General features: G+C 53.2%; 14 protein-coding genes. 2 read left to right on the forward strand and 12 right to left on the reverse strand.

Features of this window, described 5'->3' with window-relative positions; all coding sequences use genetic code 11:
* Window positions 1-88: 88 nt before the first annotated feature.
* From IPM27_02685 to IPM27_02710, 6 genes are all read right to left on the reverse strand, one after another.
* Window positions 89-1,198, reverse strand: a complete 1,110-nt coding sequence (locus IPM27_02685) for a hypothetical protein (GenBank protein ID MBK9160465.1) — start codon at window positions 1,196-1,198, stop codon at window positions 89-91.
* A gap of 89 nt (window positions 1,199-1,287) precedes the next feature.
* A complete protein-coding gene (gene nagZ / locus IPM27_02690; GenBank protein MBK9160466.1) occupies window positions 1,288-2,337 on the reverse strand; it encodes a beta-N-acetylhexosaminidase in 1,050 nt (349 codons plus the stop codon).
* 388 nt (window positions 2,338-2,725) lie between these two features.
* Complete coding sequence (locus IPM27_02695; GenBank protein ID MBK9160467.1) at window positions 2,726-4,072, reverse strand: ThiF family adenylyltransferase; 1,347 nt, start codon at window positions 4,070-4,072, stop codon at window positions 2,726-2,728.
* 169 nt (window positions 4,073-4,241) lie between these two features.
* Window positions 4,242-4,751, reverse strand: a complete 510-nt coding sequence (locus IPM27_02700) for a hypothetical protein (protein ID MBK9160468.1) — start codon at window positions 4,749-4,751, stop codon at window positions 4,242-4,244.
* Window positions 4,751-5,191, reverse strand: a complete 441-nt coding sequence (locus IPM27_02705; GenBank protein MBK9160469.1) for a hypothetical protein — start codon at window positions 5,189-5,191, stop codon at window positions 4,751-4,753. The genes IPM27_02700 and IPM27_02705 overlap by 1 nt, the downstream gene beginning before the upstream one ends.
* 3 nt (window positions 5,192-5,194) lie before the next feature.
* A complete protein-coding gene (locus IPM27_02710) occupies window positions 5,195-5,503 on the reverse strand; it encodes a hypothetical protein (GenBank protein ID MBK9160470.1) in 309 nt (102 codons plus the stop codon).
* Between the two features lie 364 nt (window positions 5,504-5,867).
* Between IPM27_02710 and IPM27_02715 the strand changes: the two genes are divergently transcribed.
* A complete protein-coding gene (locus tag IPM27_02715) occupies window positions 5,868-6,935 on the forward strand; it encodes an ImmA/IrrE family metallo-endopeptidase (GenBank protein MBK9160471.1) in 1,068 nt (355 codons plus the stop codon).
* A gap of 4 nt (window positions 6,936-6,939) precedes the next feature.
* On the forward strand, window positions 6,940-7,431 hold the full coding sequence (locus IPM27_02720; GenBank protein MBK9160472.1) for a hypothetical protein: 492 nt from the start codon (window positions 6,940-6,942) through the stop codon (window positions 7,429-7,431).
* A gap of 227 nt (window positions 7,432-7,658) precedes the next feature.
* Here IPM27_02720 and IPM27_02725 read toward each other — a convergent pair whose 3' ends face one another.
* The 6 genes from IPM27_02725 to IPM27_02750 form a co-directional block, all read right to left on the reverse strand.
* Window positions 7,659-9,452, reverse strand: a complete 1,794-nt coding sequence (locus IPM27_02725; protein ID MBK9160473.1) for a hypothetical protein — start codon at window positions 9,450-9,452, stop codon at window positions 7,659-7,661.
* Window positions 9,453-9,486: 34 nt separating this feature from the next.
* Window positions 9,487-12,687 carry a tetratricopeptide repeat protein gene (locus tag IPM27_02730; GenBank protein ID MBK9160474.1) on the reverse strand — a complete coding sequence of 1,067 codons (3,201 nt, stop codon included), beginning with the start codon at window positions 12,685-12,687 and terminating at the stop codon, window positions 9,487-9,489.
* A gap of 244 nt (window positions 12,688-12,931) precedes the next feature.
* The gene (locus IPM27_02735; GenBank protein ID MBK9160475.1) at window positions 12,932-13,936 is read right to left on the reverse strand and encodes a hypothetical protein; all 1,005 of its coding nucleotides are present in this window, start codon (window positions 13,934-13,936) and stop codon (window positions 12,932-12,934) included.
* Window positions 13,937-14,020: 84 nt separating this feature from the next.
* Window positions 14,021-14,677 carry a hypothetical protein gene (locus tag IPM27_02740; protein MBK9160476.1) on the reverse strand — a complete coding sequence of 219 codons (657 nt, stop codon included), beginning with the start codon at window positions 14,675-14,677 and terminating at the stop codon, window positions 14,021-14,023.
* 572 nt (window positions 14,678-15,249) lie between these two features.
* Window positions 15,250-16,355, reverse strand: a protein-coding gene (locus IPM27_02745; GenBank protein ID MBK9160477.1) for an IS3 family transposase whose coding sequence is annotated in 2 segments (ribosomal slippage) — window positions 15,250-16,100 and window positions 16,100-16,355 — 1,107 coding nt in all. Because the reading frame shifts where the segments join, the coding sequence is not laid out codon by codon here.
* Window positions 16,356-16,439: 84 nt separating this feature from the next.
* Window positions 16,440-17,609 carry an IS4 family transposase gene (locus tag IPM27_02750; protein ID MBK9160478.1) on the reverse strand — a complete coding sequence of 390 codons (1,170 nt, stop codon included), beginning with the start codon at window positions 17,607-17,609 and terminating at the stop codon, window positions 16,440-16,442.
* Window positions 17,610-17,682 lie beyond the last annotated feature (73 nt).

The raw sequence follows: 17,682 nt of genomic DNA on the forward strand, positions 1-17,682 counted from the left end.
GGAATGGTCGGCGCATCCAGCACGTAATAGGCATGGTCATGCCGCTCGATCTCGGCGCACAGATGTGCGACACGTTGCCGGACATCCATCAGGAGAACAATCTGCGCGCCTGCGCGCTACCGGGCACGATGCCGTTCTCGCACATCTTCGCTTCGACCTCGGCGATCTGTTCGCGTATCCGTTCCAGTCCGGTATCGCTCAGCACCACTTGATGATCATCCACCAGGTTGAGCTGCATTTCCCTGGCCAGATCCCTCGCGATGCCCACCATCTGGTCGAATTGCACGGCAGGCGTTTCCACGCGCGGCACGTCCAGCAACAGCGTGATGCCCGCCGTGTTCAGCGTTTCCAGCGTGTGATGCTGGAACGGACGGGTATCCCGGTTGCTCAGGGTGAACCGGGTATGGCCCTGCGCGTTCAGCAGATGGAACGCGCCGTCCGCTTCCAGAGTCATGTCTTGCAAGGCGGCTGCCTGCGCGATCCTTGCGCCGGACAACTGGCGCTCGCCGGGCGGCACCAGGTTGACCCCGACCATCTGGTCCACCTCGGCGCAGAACGCGTCCAGCTCGACCGCGCGCCCGTGCGTTTCATTGAGTTCGGGAACGGTGGTATCCGCCTTGATCTGCTTGGCGATGCCCAGCAACAGGTCGCGGAAGTCGGCCAGCTTCGCCGGGCTGATCGCGCCGCCGCGGTCGACCAGTTGCAGCGCGACGCGGAAGCGCGTGTACAGGCTCTGGCTTTCGGCAATCGCGCGTTCCCATTGTTGCGAATTCAGGTTCAGTCCGCATACCTGCACCGGCTTGCCGAAATCGAACTTGCGCTGCCACAGGCCGTCCAGCACGGCAGGCGGACTGGGTTCGGACAAATGCAGTTCAACGATGAAATCGCTGCGCACGTCCAGCAGGGCGCACGATTCGTCGAGCGTGGCGGCGGCAACCGCCTCGGTGACGCGCAGCACCTCGATCGTCCCGTCTTCCTCGATGTCTGCCGCCTCGATGGCATCGGCCAGGGCAGACGGCTGCGACATCTCGTCCTGCTTGGCATCGCCCGCTTCCCGGTATAGCGCATCCGCATGTCCGCTCCTGAACGCCGCGCCGTATTTGCGGCCGTATTGGCGCTGCTGCCACCAGCCGAAAAGATATACCGCGACGATCACGCCGACACCAATGGCAAGTAGGGCTGTCTGTAGTTCACTCATAATTCCGGATACCGAAAAAGCGCGCACAGGGCGCGAAAAACCCGCGCGCCGATTATCTCAAGCGATGCGGCAAAAGACCAGACGCCCGATCACGCCAACGGCAATTCCGGGTTGCTCATGCCGATGGCAACGACCTCGTCCAGCGCCTTGAGGAAATGATGATGCTCGTGCAGCCGCGCCAGGGAATCCGGATGGGCCTTGCCGCGCATCTGCGCGAGCCGCGCCTTGCTGGTGGCGGACATCTCCCGGCGCAATCCCTGCAGCAGCTCGTCCGCCGATTCCGGCTTGTTGCACACCAGCACCATGTCGCAGCCTGCATCCAGCGCGGCCTCGGCGCGCTGCACGATGCCGCCCGCGACGGTCGCGCCTTCCATGCTCAGGTCGTCGCTGAAAATGACGCCTTCGAAGCCCAGTTGTCCGCGCAGGATCTGCTTCAGCCAGACCGGCGAGAACCCTGCCGGGCGGCTGTCCACCTTCGGATAGATGACATGCGCCGGCATCACTGCGGTCAGGCCGTAGTCCACCATCTGGCGGAACGGGATCAGGTCGAACAGCTCGATATCGACGAACGAACGCTCGTCCACCGGGATGTCCAGATGGGAATCGGCACACACGTAACCATGGCCGGGGAAATGCTTGCCCACCGTATGCATGCCGCCCTGCCGCAACCCCAGCAACAGGTTGTGCGCCAGCTCGGCGATCGCCTGCGGGTCGCTGTGGAAGGCGCGGTCGCCGATCACGCTGCTCTGCCCGTAATCCACGTCCAGCACCGGCGTGAAGCTGAAATCCACGCCGCAGGCGCGCAACTCGGCGGCCAGCACATAACCGACCTGCTGCGCCAGATGGCGCGCGCGCTGCGGATGGCCGTCCCATATCCTGCCCAGTTCGCGCATCGCCGGGATGCGCGTGAAACCTTCGCGGAAGCGCTGCACCCGCCCGCCCTCGTGATCCACCGCGATCAGCAGCGGCGGCGTGCGCAGTGCGCGTATCGCAGCGGTCAGTTCGGCAAGTTGTCCGGGCGACTCGTAATTGCGCGCGAACAGGATCACCCCGCCGACCAGCGGATGGCGCAAGCGCGCCTCGTCCTCAGGCGTCAGTTGCTTCCCCAGCACATCCAGCATCACCGGCCCAATGCCCATACCCACTCCGAACGGTCAACACAAAACGCTGGGGATTATACGGGTATCGGCGAAAAAACCGCAGGCTGTCACAGGCCGGACGACACAGGATCATTCAGACCGGCACACCCCATCAAACACGGCCGGCTTTGCACAACAGACCGCCCCGGTCATGTGCGGCATCGGGAATATGGAAAGCATCCGCCTGGCCCCTCAAGCGGATACACGAGAACTTGTGGCGATGGTCTGCTGCTCGGCCATTGCTGCCCTTAGCCGTCTCCCCCTAACACGTCCGCTTTTTGAAAAGCAGACGTAAACGTAACGCGCATAATTGCCGCCTCAAATCGGAAGCAATATCCGCCTACGAATTTCGGGGCGCACCAAACAATGAATCAATGAGGATTACTTTTTAATTTTTTTTTTTTTCGGGAAAGCCCGAGTCGATTAAGCTGCGATGTTTTACGCAAGAACAAGACGGCTCTGCATACCTGCTTGAGTTTGCCAAAGATTGGGGGCCCAAGAACAAGTTTCCAATTGTGAATCGCTGAGAGTACCGCTTTTCAGGGTAAAGCAATGCCTTGAGAGCTTCCGCGATAACCATAGCAGCGGCGGCAGTGGCAACAAAGGGTGCAGAAGGTCTAAAACCATCTTCGGCATTTACCCCTAGTCGGCGAAGGCCCGCTTCAGAGACTACGGAGCAAATTGTACGTTTACTCTTGAGCATTTCTCTCAGCCATTCTTGTTTGCCTGGATCAGCTTCAATGATGTCTTGCTCAGTTAATAGGCGCCCTTGGTCAGACAAGGCAGATGAATGCAAACCAGTTAGTTGACGTTGTGTCTCGCGAATATCTTGCTTCTGCAATTTGAAGGAGCAAATCAGGCATGCCAATCCGTGATCGTCCAACCGATGCTGAATTACTGCGGCCCCCGTTTCATTTATTCCTCCATCCACTATGATCGAAGGCCAGGCAAGTTGAGAATCGTGACGCGCTTGAACATCGTCCAGACCGTTCAATACCAAGTCTATGGCCATAGACTTTATTAATTCTGAACCAAGTGCCTCGTTGATGAGTGCCTTGTCCCCGGTTGCCTGCAATGCGCTATTTTGCATAAGCCATTGTGCCAATTGTTCAGCTTTCGAGTTTCCTATCCAGCCGGCCTTCTCCAGCAATACAGAGGTGCCATGGTTCTCATCTTGATAATCCTGTTTGTCGACGATGTGCAATCGACCCGCAACTGGTAATTGCGACATCAAGAGTGCAATGCCATTGCCAATTGCTCCAGCTCCAACCAGCAATGTGTTGGGCGCAGTAATAATGTTTGGAAGCAAGGGGCCAAGAGAATCGAACTCAGTGGAGTTTTCGAATAAAGATAGTTCGGCCTTTTCTAGTAATGGCGCTACGCTTGCGGGCACTCCGTATATGCGTTTGAAAACTTCAGTAACCCCCAACGAGGCAGCAAATAAAGCTGCGATGGGATTGGGCTGTCCCATATCCGAGGGTAACTGTTTCGACCCAGACGAGATTCGTGCGACCCAACCGTTTGAAGAAATCGTAGTCCATGGAAGCGAAGAATTAACATGGATACCAATATTAAGGATGGCATCAGCATGCTGAAAGGGTGAGGCTGAATCAGAAATAACAAATTGCGGCTGGCCTCGCAAATATGTGTCTGAGCAGCATTTTCTTGCCTCGGTTTCCAACTCGGCAAAGCCAGGTGGAATGCAAATAGTCAGCTTTCCGACGACGCGTACCAACAGCCTTAAGGAATCCATAAAACACCAAAGGCCATTTTGGGTTTTCAGTGCGTCACGCTCCCCATTAATACAACGGATTTAGCAAAGACTTGCTCTGCATTTATCGACTCCCCTACCAATGATTTAGCTACCCCCAAGTATCTGCTGGATGCTTTGTTATAGTCGATGTTCATGCCGGAACCTCACAAATTAGTTTGGTGGCTCGGCTAGCCGTAACTTTGATTCGTCGCTCAGCAGCTACCCGATTCATTTTTATGTATTCACGCCCTTCAAACACATGAATTCCACACTCGCCAAGAGTCGTGCCTGGGCGCTGAGCATAATGGGGGCAAACTACAGACAGGTAATTGGGAACGCGAATCCCTTGATTTACATCGAGCTGAGATAAATCAGTGAAAGTTCTCGGGTGAGAGTGAATTTGCCCGACGAGATACCGATCAAGCTGCTCTGATAGATCAGTCAGTTTGGACATGGCGCGCATCGACAGCCTCATATGAAGAGGCGAAGTGCTGAACCCAGGCCCTGTAACTTCGATAATGTGCGTGACTTGAATTTCAGCTCCGGTTGCTTTGCCCAGCCAAAGTGCGAGTCCTTCATTGCCTATTGCACCGTGTGGGCGCATGACATCAATAGATTTTTGCAGCAAATCTTCAGGTAATAGCCAATGGCATTCGTTCATTACCGCCCCCTTCCAGAATAAGTTTTATCGAGCGAAATTTGCAGATTGAGTAGTGCAAACTGTACCGGCGCATCTACTTTTGGGAACGAATTCTTTGATGAATTCGCCCATTCTGGATGAAGCCGATGTCCTTCAGCAGTCCAAGGCAGGCATGCGTCAAAACTGCTAGGACGAAAGCCAAAACATTGAGGCCAGGCCGAAGCAACATTTTCGGCACCACTATTCAGGTCGACGAATTTCAATGAGGGTGGGGCAAATAAGTCTGCCCAACGTAAATGTGCTTTATATAGTTCAGTAGGCTTGCTTTTTGGGTGCATCACCGCAAAAAGCCCGAGCGGGGCAGTTACGTCCTGCTCGAGCTTCCAGCGGCTAGCTTCAGGCAAGCTACGAACTCCAAGCAATTCCTCACTGAAGAGGGCAAGTTCGAAGTCAGTAGCCATGTTTCAGCCCTGTTCGAACTGCTCTAACAAGTCGAGCTTGATCTCGTGGCCTTCAGTCGCTAACTGTCCGAGCGTTTGAGACAGGTTCGTCAATTCAACACCGTCGTGTGAAAAGACATACACCTTTGTACCGTTTTCGACTGATCCCTCAACCAAATTAAAGAAGCTCAGCACACGCTGCTTCAACGTGGCCAGAGTTTCATCGAGATTCGCATGGGAATCGACAAAGGGCTTTTGTGCGCCGATATAACGTACACGAACCGCGATGGTGCTGTGATCGGCCTTATGGCCTTCTTTAGTTTTCGTAGTCATACATACCTTTCAATATCAAATAGATGTACAGCGTCGGCATTTGCCAGCGCGAGAAAGCACCTTGACAGCGGGGTATGTGTTACGGACAATGTGGTTTCCACACCGATCGATTGGCAGTAACTTTCGATCACCCGCAGCCGAGTGCATTTATGTATTCGGCTGTTTTTATTTGTATTTCATAATTCTCTCCTTCCGTTAGTTTCTTGTTGTTGTAACAATCTGTATTTCAAGCGTCATTTCAGTTCAAAGCCTGTCGCATTTAAGCCGCAGGCCGATTCATTATTGACAGAAAGAAGTTTACAGAACGAGATGTATTGTGTCAATATGTAAACCGCAATGTAAACCAATAAGTGAGGAGGACACGATGATTGGTAAGAGACTAAAGCAAGCAAGAGATGCTTTGGGACTTTCCTTAAGGGGCTTGGAAGCGGCAATTCAAAACCAAGTCTCAGCGCAAGCCATTGGAAAATACGAGCGCGATGAGATGATGCCAAGCTCAACGATATTGCTCGCCTTAGCCAAGGTGCTGAATGTAACACCAGAGTATCTACTTAGTACTCGCGAAATTGAGCTCGAAGGTGTCGACTTCAGAAAGGAGCCACATGCTGGAGCAAAAGAAGAGCGTGCAGTTCAGGCAGTTGTGTTGGACAAAGTTGAGCGTTATCTCGAATTGGAGGAGTTGTTTCCGAGTGCAGATGAAAAATGGAGCTCTCCATTAAGGGATGAGTTCACAATTAGTTGTCTTGATGATGTCGAAAAGGCAGCGGAAATGCTTCGTGAGATATGGAATCTTGGATCTGATCCAATTCCTCATATGGCAGAGTTGCTAGAGGAAAAGGGTATAAAAGTAGTAGCCCTTGATTTACCGGAAGAGGTTTCAGGGTCTAAAGCTTTTGTGAAAAGAAAGCGACAAGACAATGTTCCTGTTGTAGTCGTAAATCAAAAACATAATGGAGAGCGCCAGCGTTTTACGCTAGCGCATGAGCTGGCACATCTAGTTTTGCGATTTACCGAAATGAGTGGACTGGATGAGGAGAAGGCTGCAAATCGTTTTGCAGGGGCATTCTTAATGGCTAAAGAAATGATGTTCCGCCTGCTTGGAACAAATCGCACTTCAATTTCACTTGGTGAGTTAGCTGAGTTGAAGAAGATTTTCAAAGTAAGTATTGCGGCCTTGGTCGTACGTTGCGGTCAGCTAGGAGTTTTAACGAAAGCAGCATATGGCCGTCTTTTTGAGCAGATCAAAGCCATGGGGTGGAATACTTCTTCGACGAGTGAGCCAAACAAATTTCCATCAGAAGTGCCACAGCGAATGGAAAGGCTCTGTTTAAGAGCGGTTGCTGAAGGTGCAATTTCTGAATCTAAGGCTGCTGAATTACTCCAGATCAGTGTGCGAAAGCTGGATCATTTATTAATGGCCCAAGGAGTATGAAGTCTTGGCCATTCTGGTTTCCGACACATCTGTTTTGATAGAACTTGAGCGAGGCGGTCTTCTGGAGCCTGCATTTTCATTCGGACTAATAATGGTTGTGCCGGACTTGCTTTACCGGAATGAACTTGAAGGGGAGAACGGTCCCTATTTGCGCACACTTGGTTTAGGTGTGGTTTCGCTTACGCCCGATGAGGTTGCACTGGCTCAAGCGATCATGGAGCATCGTCCTGCATTGTCGTTACCGGATTGCTTTGCTTTAAGTTGTGCTCTTCGGCAGGATCATGTGCTGGTAACGGGCGACCAGAAATTGAGGAGTGAAGCAAAAGCGCGTAACGCTGAAGTCTACGGCATGCTTTGGATTTTGGATCAGATGGAGTTAAGTGGAAAGTTCAGTTTCACACTGCTCTATGAGGGTCTTAGTAGGATATCCGCACACAAAAGGTGTCGTCTGCCGAAAGATGAAGTAGCGGCACGGTTATTGAGATGGACACATTGAGAGGAGTTTTCACTTGGCTCTTCTACGAAGAGTCCTGAACTACTTCGCAAACGTCCGTTATCGTGTCTATAGCGGAAGTGCCATGTATTGCTCCTAAGGGCGGCTTTGGCCGATGACCCGCCGGTCTCTTGCTCGGCCATAGCTGACACCTAAAATTCTGACTCAAACGTCCGCTACCCAACTCAAAGCCCACAATTAGTGCACCATACAACCGGCACGGACTTTACCTATGCTGAGGGACTTTGGGCCGTTTGACTACGGCTCAAAAGACTATCGATTGCGGTTGCCACTGTTCCCAAGGCGTTGATGACGCCATCCATGACGAAATCGAGTGCCCGTCCATAGCCTGCGTTAACGTTCGCTGTGTCAAAACCAAGGCGCTGCAGGGTCGTCAGACACTGCTCTACTGTCTCGTGCGCATCGGCAATTCTGAGATCGTTGTTCAGGAACAAGGGGGCCATGGCTTCATTGCGGTCGTTCCAGCCCTCAGGCTCTTTGCCTGAGGCAAAGGCATCGCTTGCCTCCAGATGAGCATTCAGCCTTTCGATGACGTTCAGAAGTGCCTGCAGCAACTTGAGACTTCCAAGGTCCTTGATAGCCCCCCTCGGACACCCGGCACGCTCCAACAATGATTTGAGGTGGCCGTTTGGAACGCGTTGCCACACCTCGTGCAAGCTCTTGCAGCGAGCCAGAAACATCTGTTGTGTCATGTCCAATGGAGCAACCTGGGCCAACCGACTGAGTGCCGGATAGGCCAACCAACCATTGCCTGCCACCTCTGCGCGATCAAAGCCGGTCAGTTCCGCTGCCGATTTGTTCTGCCCCACGGTTGCGCCGAGTGCGGAAAGGCTGTCGCCCAATCGTAGAAGCACATCAAGCAGCCGCTGCACCTTGGCAGCCACATGCTCTTCATTCAGGTCCACATGCGCCAATTCGTCCGGATCAACCGCGAATGATCGGGCATGCACAATCTCGCGATCTGGCTTCGGCTTGTACAACTCACGCATCGGCACTTGGATCAGATTTCTTCCGACCCGCCGACATTCAGTGAAACTCCACTGCCCTCGGTATGACGGACTACAGTACCACTGCCTCCCAGCATGAACTGGCGTCGAGTCGTAGAAAGTACTCTGTTCGTACTTCTGGAGAAACCGATCGTCGAGATAGACCGGATCATGTCCCATCAGGGCATTCGCACGCGCGTGGGTCATGGGCTGAGCGTCACCGGGCCACAGAATGCCCTCAGCAGTCTGCTCTGGACAGAGTTCTGGCATCACCGCCTCGACCGAAGCCCAGAGTTGGAGCAGGAGCCCGCCCTTGTGCTCGCGAATGTCCAGTTCATACCAGGCAACCCCCTCGGAAGGCTTGAGGTCAACATGAGACTTTCCTCCCATAATAGCGCGGACTTCCGGGAGATCAGGTAGCTGGGCTGAGTAGTAGAAGACTCGCACACCTCGGGCACCACGTAACCAAAGGTAGCGACGGAGGTACTCATTCGACATGCGCCAACTGACGGTTCTCTTCAAGTTCCAATGGTAGTCGCTCGACACCTCGCCCTCGGCTACTCCGAACTCTGGAAGTCCCAAGTCATCGTAGACCAGACGTTGCTGATCGTTGCCGACGCAGCGGGGAGTCAGTCCAAGGCTCATCCAGACCTTCTCGGCCAGATTAAAAGTGTAGAACGAGCCATCACCCCACGCCGCGACTATGTAGTCATGACCGGATATCGATGGGGAAAAATCAGCCGAACAGCCGCGCTTGTCGCCAACAGGAACGGAGTGCTCAACTACGCCATCTCCTGCTTCAGATAGAACTTCGATGGGGTCATCATTCAGTCCGGAAACTACGGCCATCAGCAAATGCAGATGCTCGGCTTGTTCTCCATGTGGATCGGCTTCCTGCATGGAGGCCACTTCCACAAATTGGCTTGGTGACAAGCCAACAGGTTCCAGCAAGGCACGAAGCCTTGGCGGCATGACATGACCCGGGATGGGGAATGTCGTTAGATAGTCAAATGACATGTTTCTTCTCGTAGGGTTGAGGAAAACAGGACATCTATGCTTTCTCACTCGCGGCGTTATCTTTCATACTGCCCTCTCTATCGCAATTGTGTTTCGGACCAAGCGCCATCACCTCAGGGTCATGCTCGTTCACTTCGGAAGCTGTCTTTACACTCAACTCCCGCTTCAGAATCGCGAGTTCTGGAAGAAACTCCGGGGCCCCTCCCGACAAGATCGCCGGAAGAAGAAGATAAGCGCGTGACTGGCCATAGATACGGAGGAACTGACTCAGATTGACATCTGACTCCGCGTGCATTGTTTGCATTCGCGAAGCTATCATGACTGTCTTGCCTCTTGTGATCTCGTCTTCTGGAGGATGGCGCGAGGTAATCAGGACTCGGTAGTGGGCTGGATGATCAATGGAAATGCCTCGCACGATCGCCACGTATATCTCGTCCTGCCTGTCGACCTGCCCTACGCGTTCGCGCCAACGCGCGAAAATCTTCCTAGCAGCATCTTCATTCGTAAACATGAGAGCGACCGCCGGCGGATAGGATGGCCCCCAATTGACAAAAGCCGTCCCAGTCCAACCGGCTCGGTTCCAAAGATGCACGTCAATGACCGAGCGAACACCGAGATCACGATGATCGTTCGGCGGTTGTGGAGTACTTCGGCCGTCTGTAACGGAATGACTTTCTTCATCTTCTGCGGGATTCAGCGCACGTCGGCTGATGACGGGGCGCGACGGTTCAAGAGTGAACGCCGATGTCGCCATCTGTGTCCAATCGCTGAGTCTCGACAGGCTTTGCTTGAAGATTCGCTGACGGCTGTTTCCGACAATCACAACCATCCCAATCCGGTCGAGCACTGCCTCATTCTTAAAAAGATGATCGACTATCTGTTGCAGATCCTTCACAAAGCACGTGGCGGCAAAGATCCCAGCAGCCAAACCGATCAGCATCTTCTGGACGTCATCCTGCTGACCGTATGTGGCGGGAATCAAGCCAGCAGGCCAGCGAACAGCGGCAGTCATCTCGTCGGCATCGATAGTGAAGTCGGGAACTAGAACCTCTGAGCTTTCTTGAAGCGTAATGGTGAAGTTCTCGGTATGTGCCGCTGCACCGAGATCAATCGCCGTCGCAAAAAGCGCTTCGATTGAGCCAATCACCACCTCGGCGGCAAGGATTGAGGCATCAGAACACTGGTGATGAACGGCCACCCGAACACCTTGTACTCTCGATACAAAGCACTGCGGCGGCGCCTCGTTAAAGATGATATGACCATTCAGGTTGTTGGACGCGGGTTGGCTAGCCAGCAAGGTGAACAGATCGGCCACGCCCTCTGGTGTTTCTTCTTCCGGTATTGATCCCTCCTCACGGAGCATCGACTCATGGCCGAGTGCGTAAAGAAGAGAGCTGCGGCTCTGCAGCAAGCCGAGCAGTTCAAGAACATCTGGTAGTTTGACGACTTCTTGAAGCTCTGCTGATGTGAAATTCAGAATCTGGCTTCCAAGGATGAGATCGAACTCCGTGAGGCGATCATTGACACGTTCTTTGGAGGCGTCGTCAAGCGGGAGACCTGCCGCACAACCTCGAACCAGCCGAATGGCTTCCAAGGCGTCTGGCAGATGTCCAAGTTCGACAGCGATCCAGGCAAGCATCATGACCGTGGGCACAATTGAGGCCGGAAGATCACTGTCATCTTCAGCTTCGATGAACATCGAAGCCATTGCAAAAATACAACTTGCGCGTGCGGCCCATAGCAACCCGGCACTACGATAGGCAAGCGAGAGAAGTTGCAGCGCTTCTATCAGCGAGTTTGCATACTCCTTCTTGGTGAGTTGTCGCGCGGCCTTGCCCAGCAACCTGATCATTTCAAAGTTGTCTTCGAAATCGAGCTGCTGAGCGCGCTTAAGGAGCACGAGCGCCCCCTGAGCTTCGCCGATGCGCTCCGACACAAACCCCGCCACGTCGTCGACGAGCTGGGTATAGCTGGGATCCTTTCCCGCGATGTTGCCAAACACCTCAATCATCTGGGTCAAGCGCTCGGCAGCAAATTCGCCAAGCCCCTTCGCCTGCTTGACCACCTCGGAAAACTGCGGCCAGAGCAAGTTGAGCTGTTGAGAGTCTTTCTTGAGCGCCGCTTGATTGACTTCGATAACAAGCAGCGAGGTTCGAGCTTCCAGAGCATTATTTGGACGCTCACCGTCCGCCACCATAGACTTCAGTCTGTCGCTCAATCGAGCGATTCGCTCCTCCAGCTTGGACTCATCGGCAGTCAGATGCTGATGGACAACCGAGTTGAACAGCAGTTGAGCCAGATTACACAGAAGCTCAAGATTCTTGGCGTGTTCCGTGTCGATAACGAGCTTCTCGAATACGTCGTAGCTGTCGTTCAAATGTGCGACATCGTCAAACCACCAGAAGGCAGTCCAGATCCATTCGTAGTTTGCTTCGAACTTCTGACGGGAAGTGCCATCTCGCTCGGCAAGGCGAACTGCGCGTGCAAACCGCCCATCCGTTTCGGTTCGCGGACGCTCCAAATTGCGCGAAAGCTTGGCGGCAACCAGAGCTTCCGTCACGCGCTGCATTTCTATCCCGGCAAATGCATCCGGGTTGCCGATCCCATTCTCGATATCTTCGAGTTGCTGGGTTCGAGAATAGTCCGACGGCCCCAGTCGGCGCGAGTCGGCAATCTCTTGCCCAACCCCGAGGTAGTTAAACGCAAGGTCCATGCGATCACCGCCGACAACCTGCTCAACGATCCAACTTCGGTCGAGAATAGTGACGGTCACGCCATATTTCTTGGTGAGCTCGTCCTCGACCCGGGCGCGATCCTTCGCACGGGCGAACTGCGCTGTAACGCAATAGATTTTCTGATAGTCGCGTTGCGTCTCCACGATGCCTGCAACGTCGTTGCGTGCTTTCTCTGCCCACGTTTTCTTAGCGCTGAAGGCGAATGCCCAGCGCTCCTTGCCGGCATTCGGTTCTCCCACATAGGAGAGAGTTGCGATTTCGTCAGCAACCTGAATAGTTTCGGTATCGGCTTTGCTGTCCCCGCCCCCTTCCGGCCCGGTGGCTGGTTTCAGGTTTGGGCAAATTGTGCGCTCGCACAGCTTGCGGCAAAAGATCTCGAAGTCGTGAGTCTGGTTACGTGCAGTGATGGTGTCGAGGCAGTACTCAAGCGTCGTTGCGTCAAGCAGGTATGTCGTGCAATCGCTGGTATCTGAGTAGAGTTCCGGGCGCAGGCGGCGCATGAACTCCGATGGTGCCAATTTTTCTTCAGACATCCGTGCTCCTCACGAACTCAAATCAACCTGATCATACTAACAACACTTCAGGAACGCCATCTCTCGCATATGTGGATAGGCCACACATCAGCCGAAGAAAAATTTGTCTGTTCGCATGTGCATAATAGTGCGGGCAGGTGCAAATGTCTTCTACTGGCCACAAGCTGTAGGGGTGCTCCGCTGCTTGCAGAGCGCCCCATTGAAAGCATTGTTATGCGCGGCCACACGCTTTACATAGACCGCTTCCCAATTTCTCAAGTAAGGATAGGAGAATTTCAATGTCACCTTTGGATACCACGAGGCGCTGTTTGACCTTGTATGTGGAATCACCAGATTTCTCGATATAGCGCTGATCGATAATTCCGTCGTTGTGCGCAAGGATGTGACGTTTCTGATACAGAACCTTGAGGCTACTTAACTCTTGTGCTGTCAGCCAGGATTCAAAGCCCTTACCCACTGCCGTGCGCCAGAGCTCACTTCCTTCCTCTATCCTCTGAAAAACATTGAAAGGCGCCTTCCCAAATGGCTCATATAGCCCTTCACAGTACTTTTGGAACGCGGTGACTCCGTCGGATAGACAAGTTTCCCGTAAGGACCGAGAAGTTAATTCCGCTTCATCTTTTCCCACTGCATCGGCGAGTGCCATCTGTACGATTTCCTCGCTGTAATGCTTTGCCCTAATTTTCCTCAAGGAATCTTGATACGTACGAACCACTGAGTTGGCTCCACATGCTGGGCAAAAGTAGGCGCTACCGATCACTGCAAAGCGAGCCAAGCAGTTGTCACACCGTATTTCCAACTGCATTACTTCGGCTGCCTTTGCTGGCAGAGTGTACGTTCGTTGCATACCCCCCTTTGCCTCCATAGACATGGAAATAAAGCCGTTGCGAGATTGCCTGCGATTAAACTTCTGAGCGCTGGACAGAAGTGCATTGTTGATTTCGCCCTTTACGACAGTCAGGGCTTCCGACTTGGAATGCTCCGCTTGCTCGATTGTGAACCACTGATCGGCAGGTGCCTCATGTCGGCACATTGGGCACCAAACAGCTTCATCCCCAAATAGGTTAGACCAGTCTTCCTCGTTCACCTTGAAAAGGAATTCGCATTGCTTTGAGGGGCACTGCTTATCGATGTAGCCATTTTCGTCAGTTTGAATTGGAATCGCGATTGACCGACCATTCAATCCCTGAAGTTGCTTGATGAGATTCTCAAACATTGCCGTTCACCTGTTTAGCTCATAATGTTCAAAGCGATGGGCTGTGCGCTTATTCGCAGTTGCTCTCGACAGCCCTCCTAGGTTTCATTTTTCTTGCGGGCGTTCATGCAAACCTGATGTTGTGAACTGGTTTGATGACCTGCCAAGCGAGTAGAGAAGCACAAGAAAAACTGTAACCACAAAAAAGACCGCAAGCTTGTATGAATCTAGGGGCAAGTCGCATGAAATAGGAAGTAGCGACCTTGCGAAGAGAAGAAGCCAAACGACCACAACGAAAACACTCAGAACTTGGTTGAGCTTGCTAACGGAGAACTGGGCAGGGGAAGTAAGAGGATTTCCGGCTGTATTATCCGCAGTAACTGCCACTACCTTGTATAACGGGCCAAGAGTCATGTCTTCCAGGAGATCAACATGCCGTTCCCAATTGCTCTGCCAAAACTTGCTACCTCGATTTACCAAATACCAAGCGAAGGAAAATACTAGGCCAAGTGCTGAGAAGAGCATAGAAAGCCAAGGGTCGGGGGCGGTTGCCTTGTAGGTTAAGGCATACCCTGCAAATGCAGCCGCGATGAAGGCCCAGAAGTAGGTTCCCCGCTTCCAATACAACTCGATCTCGAACTTCCTGATGTCCAGTGCGTAGGCTAGCGCTCTACCAGCTCGTGTGTCAGCCTCCTTTGGTTCGTCCTTTGAACGCGGTGGCTGGGGTTCAGAAAATCGTGCTTTGTATTCGTCAGTATCCAAGTTGTGCCTCCTGATCGTAGCTTATGAAACCAGCAGTTATTTGACGAACCTATAGGTCCGCAATATTTACATAGTGAGCGTGCGAAGACTATTGGGAATCAATTGATTAATCATCGAATTCATAAGCATTGAGGCCCATTTGTGCATGATAGTACAGGTAGCAGAAGTTTGTATAAGGCTGCGCCGGTACGAACAATGGTGCAACGTGCAGAAGTATCAGATATTGGTGCGCAACATCGGAGATGTTTGACGTTGAAGGTGAGCGTTTCACAGGAACTATGCGAAACTTCTACTCGCAGGACATGACCGACGAGAATATCTGGATACTCTTACTGGAACTACATTTAGCGCGGGCGAAATGAGAGAAATAAACTTACCAACTACACAGACGTTCTCAATGCCACTTGATGTTACAGCGCTCAAAAGCGGCTTGGCTGGAAATGGTGACCATCAGGGGCGCACTCTTGGCTCAATGGTTTTAAATGAGAGAGTCTGGTCTGAGCTCGCCACAGCAAAAAAGAATGGCGGCGCAATTCTCTATGCAACAACCTCAATTTGTAAACCTCCCCAAATCAGTGCCACCCATAACTAGAGGTTTCGGGGTGGTGCAACACTCTGTACTCGACGGGTGTCAGATTGCCAAGTGCATCGTGCGGTAATTCTTCGTTGTAGTCGTTCTTCCATACCTCTGTTCGTTCACGGACTTCTTCCAGTGTCCTGAAGACATACATGTCCAGCACACCTTCCCGGTAACTGCGGTTGAATCGTTCGATGAATCCGTTCTGCATTGGTCGCCCAGGTTCGATGAACTCCAGTTCTACATTGCGCTGCTGTGCCCAATCCGCCAGTGCAGTCGCAATGAATTCCGGACCGTTATCCATACGCAGCTTGTCCGGATAGCCGCGCCAGGCCACAATCCGCTCCAACACTCGGATCACCCGTGCTGCGGGTAGATTCAGATCAATCTCGATGGCCAGTATCTCGCGATTGAAGTCGTCCACCACGTTGAAGGTGCGAAACCGTCTGCCGCACCACAGCGCATCGCTCATAAAGTCCATCGACCAACTCTTGTTCATCCGCCCCGGCACAGCCAGCGGTGCCGGCATACGCGGTGGCAGTCGCTTCTTGCCTATCCTGCGCCGATTCAGATTCAACGCGCAGTAAACGCGATACACCCGTTTGTGATTCCAGATCAGACCACGCCGCCGGATCACTTTGAAATACTTGCCGAAGCCCCGCTCCGGGAAACGTTCTGCCAGTTCTTGCAGGACAGCAATGATTTCATTGTCTGCGCTGTGATCGGGGCGATAGGCATAGACCGACCTCGATAACCCCAGCGCCTTGCAGGCGCCGCGCTGACTCAAGCCATGTTGCTGCAACTGTCCTGCTGCCTCCCGTTTCTCGTCGGGGCTTAACGCTTTAAACCGAAGACTTCCTTGATGGCATGGTTCTCCAAACTCAGATCCGCCACCATCAGCTTGAGTTTGCGGTTCTCGTCTTCCAGCTCTCGCAGTCGCTTGATGTCGGAGGCGTCCATGCCGCCGTACTTCGACTTCCACTGGTAGTAGGTTGCGTCGCTGATGCCATGCTCACGACAGACATCCTTGACCAGTCGACCTGCCTCTACCGATTTCAATATCCCGATAATTTGGGTCTCGCTAAATCTGCTCTTGCGCATCTTCGTCCTCCTGGGCGGTTAGTTTGCCCGAAGAACTCTATTCATGCATGGACCGATTTTAGGGGAGGTTTCACTAGTGTCCGGTTAAGAATCGAATAGATTCAGTTGGTTGTTGAAATCGGTGTTTTCTGGCTGCCCACCGATGCCCTGCAAGGCTTGCTGGATGGGCATTTTCTCGAACAGCGTGACCGATAGAATCTGTAGCAAAGTGTAGAGCGAAGCGTCCAGATTGAGGCGCTTTTTGATGATGGCGACGAGGACGTAGACCGAGACGGCGATCCAGATTTGCGCCTTCACCGCATTCTCGGACGTGCCATAGAAACGTTGGATACGAAGATGCTGCTTGACCCATTTGAAGAACAACTCCACCTGCCAGCGGCTCTTGTAGAGCGCGCAGATCGTTGCCGCCGGCAACGTGAAGTTGTTGGTGAGAAACACCAGCGTCTTGTTGGTTTCCGGGTCTTTGAAGCGGATGCGGCGCAACGGCTCCGGGTAATCCTGTCGGGTATAAAACCCGTCGAGCGCAATCGTCTGATCGCAGATGATGCCGAGGCTGCGGTCGGTTTTGGCAGAATACATCCGGTGCGCGTCGAGATTCGACTTGGCGCGGGTGACGAAGAACGCCCCGGCCAGATGCAGCCGATGCAAACGCACGAAATCGACGTAGCCCCGATCCATGACATAGATAGCACCCGGCTCCGGGATCAACAAGTCGAGGATGCGGGCGTCGTGCATCTTGCCATCGGAGACGTGGATGAAGCTGGGAATGCTGCCGCGCAAGTCCAGCAGCGTATGCATCTTCACCGCTGCCTTGGTCGTTCTGAAATGCGCCCATGGAAATACCGACAGGCACAGATCGATGGTGGTCGAATCCAGTGCGTACACTGTGTTGGTCAAATCCAAGCCCAAGTCTTCGCTGGCGTAAAGCGTTCTGGCTTGAGCAATCAAACGGTGAGCGAATTCGGCGTAGATGCGCCAGTCGCGCAGTTCGTTGGCATCGGCCAGTGTCGAACGGGATACCGTGCTTCTGATGCCCATGTGGTAGAGCTTGGCAGCCTGTGCCGAGAGGCAGGCCTCGATGTCGCGCAAACTCTCGCGATAGGTGAGTTGAGCGAAGGCCAGAATACGGAAGTGTTCGGCACAGGACAATGTCCTGACGCGATGATCGCCGCCATGCCGAGCCACGATGCGATGAAAGGTCTTCCATGGCAGGAAGTCCATGACTTGGGCGAACAAGGGCTTGCCAACGTACATCGCAGTCTCCAGCAGCAGGAAAGCTGCCAGACTGCACCAAGGCTGGTTCGCCGTTCAAGTCGGAGACACTATA

It is taken from the genome of Nitrosomonadales bacterium (assembly GCA_016716325.1).
GTDB lineage: Bacteria > Pseudomonadota > Gammaproteobacteria > Burkholderiales > Gallionellaceae > Gallionella.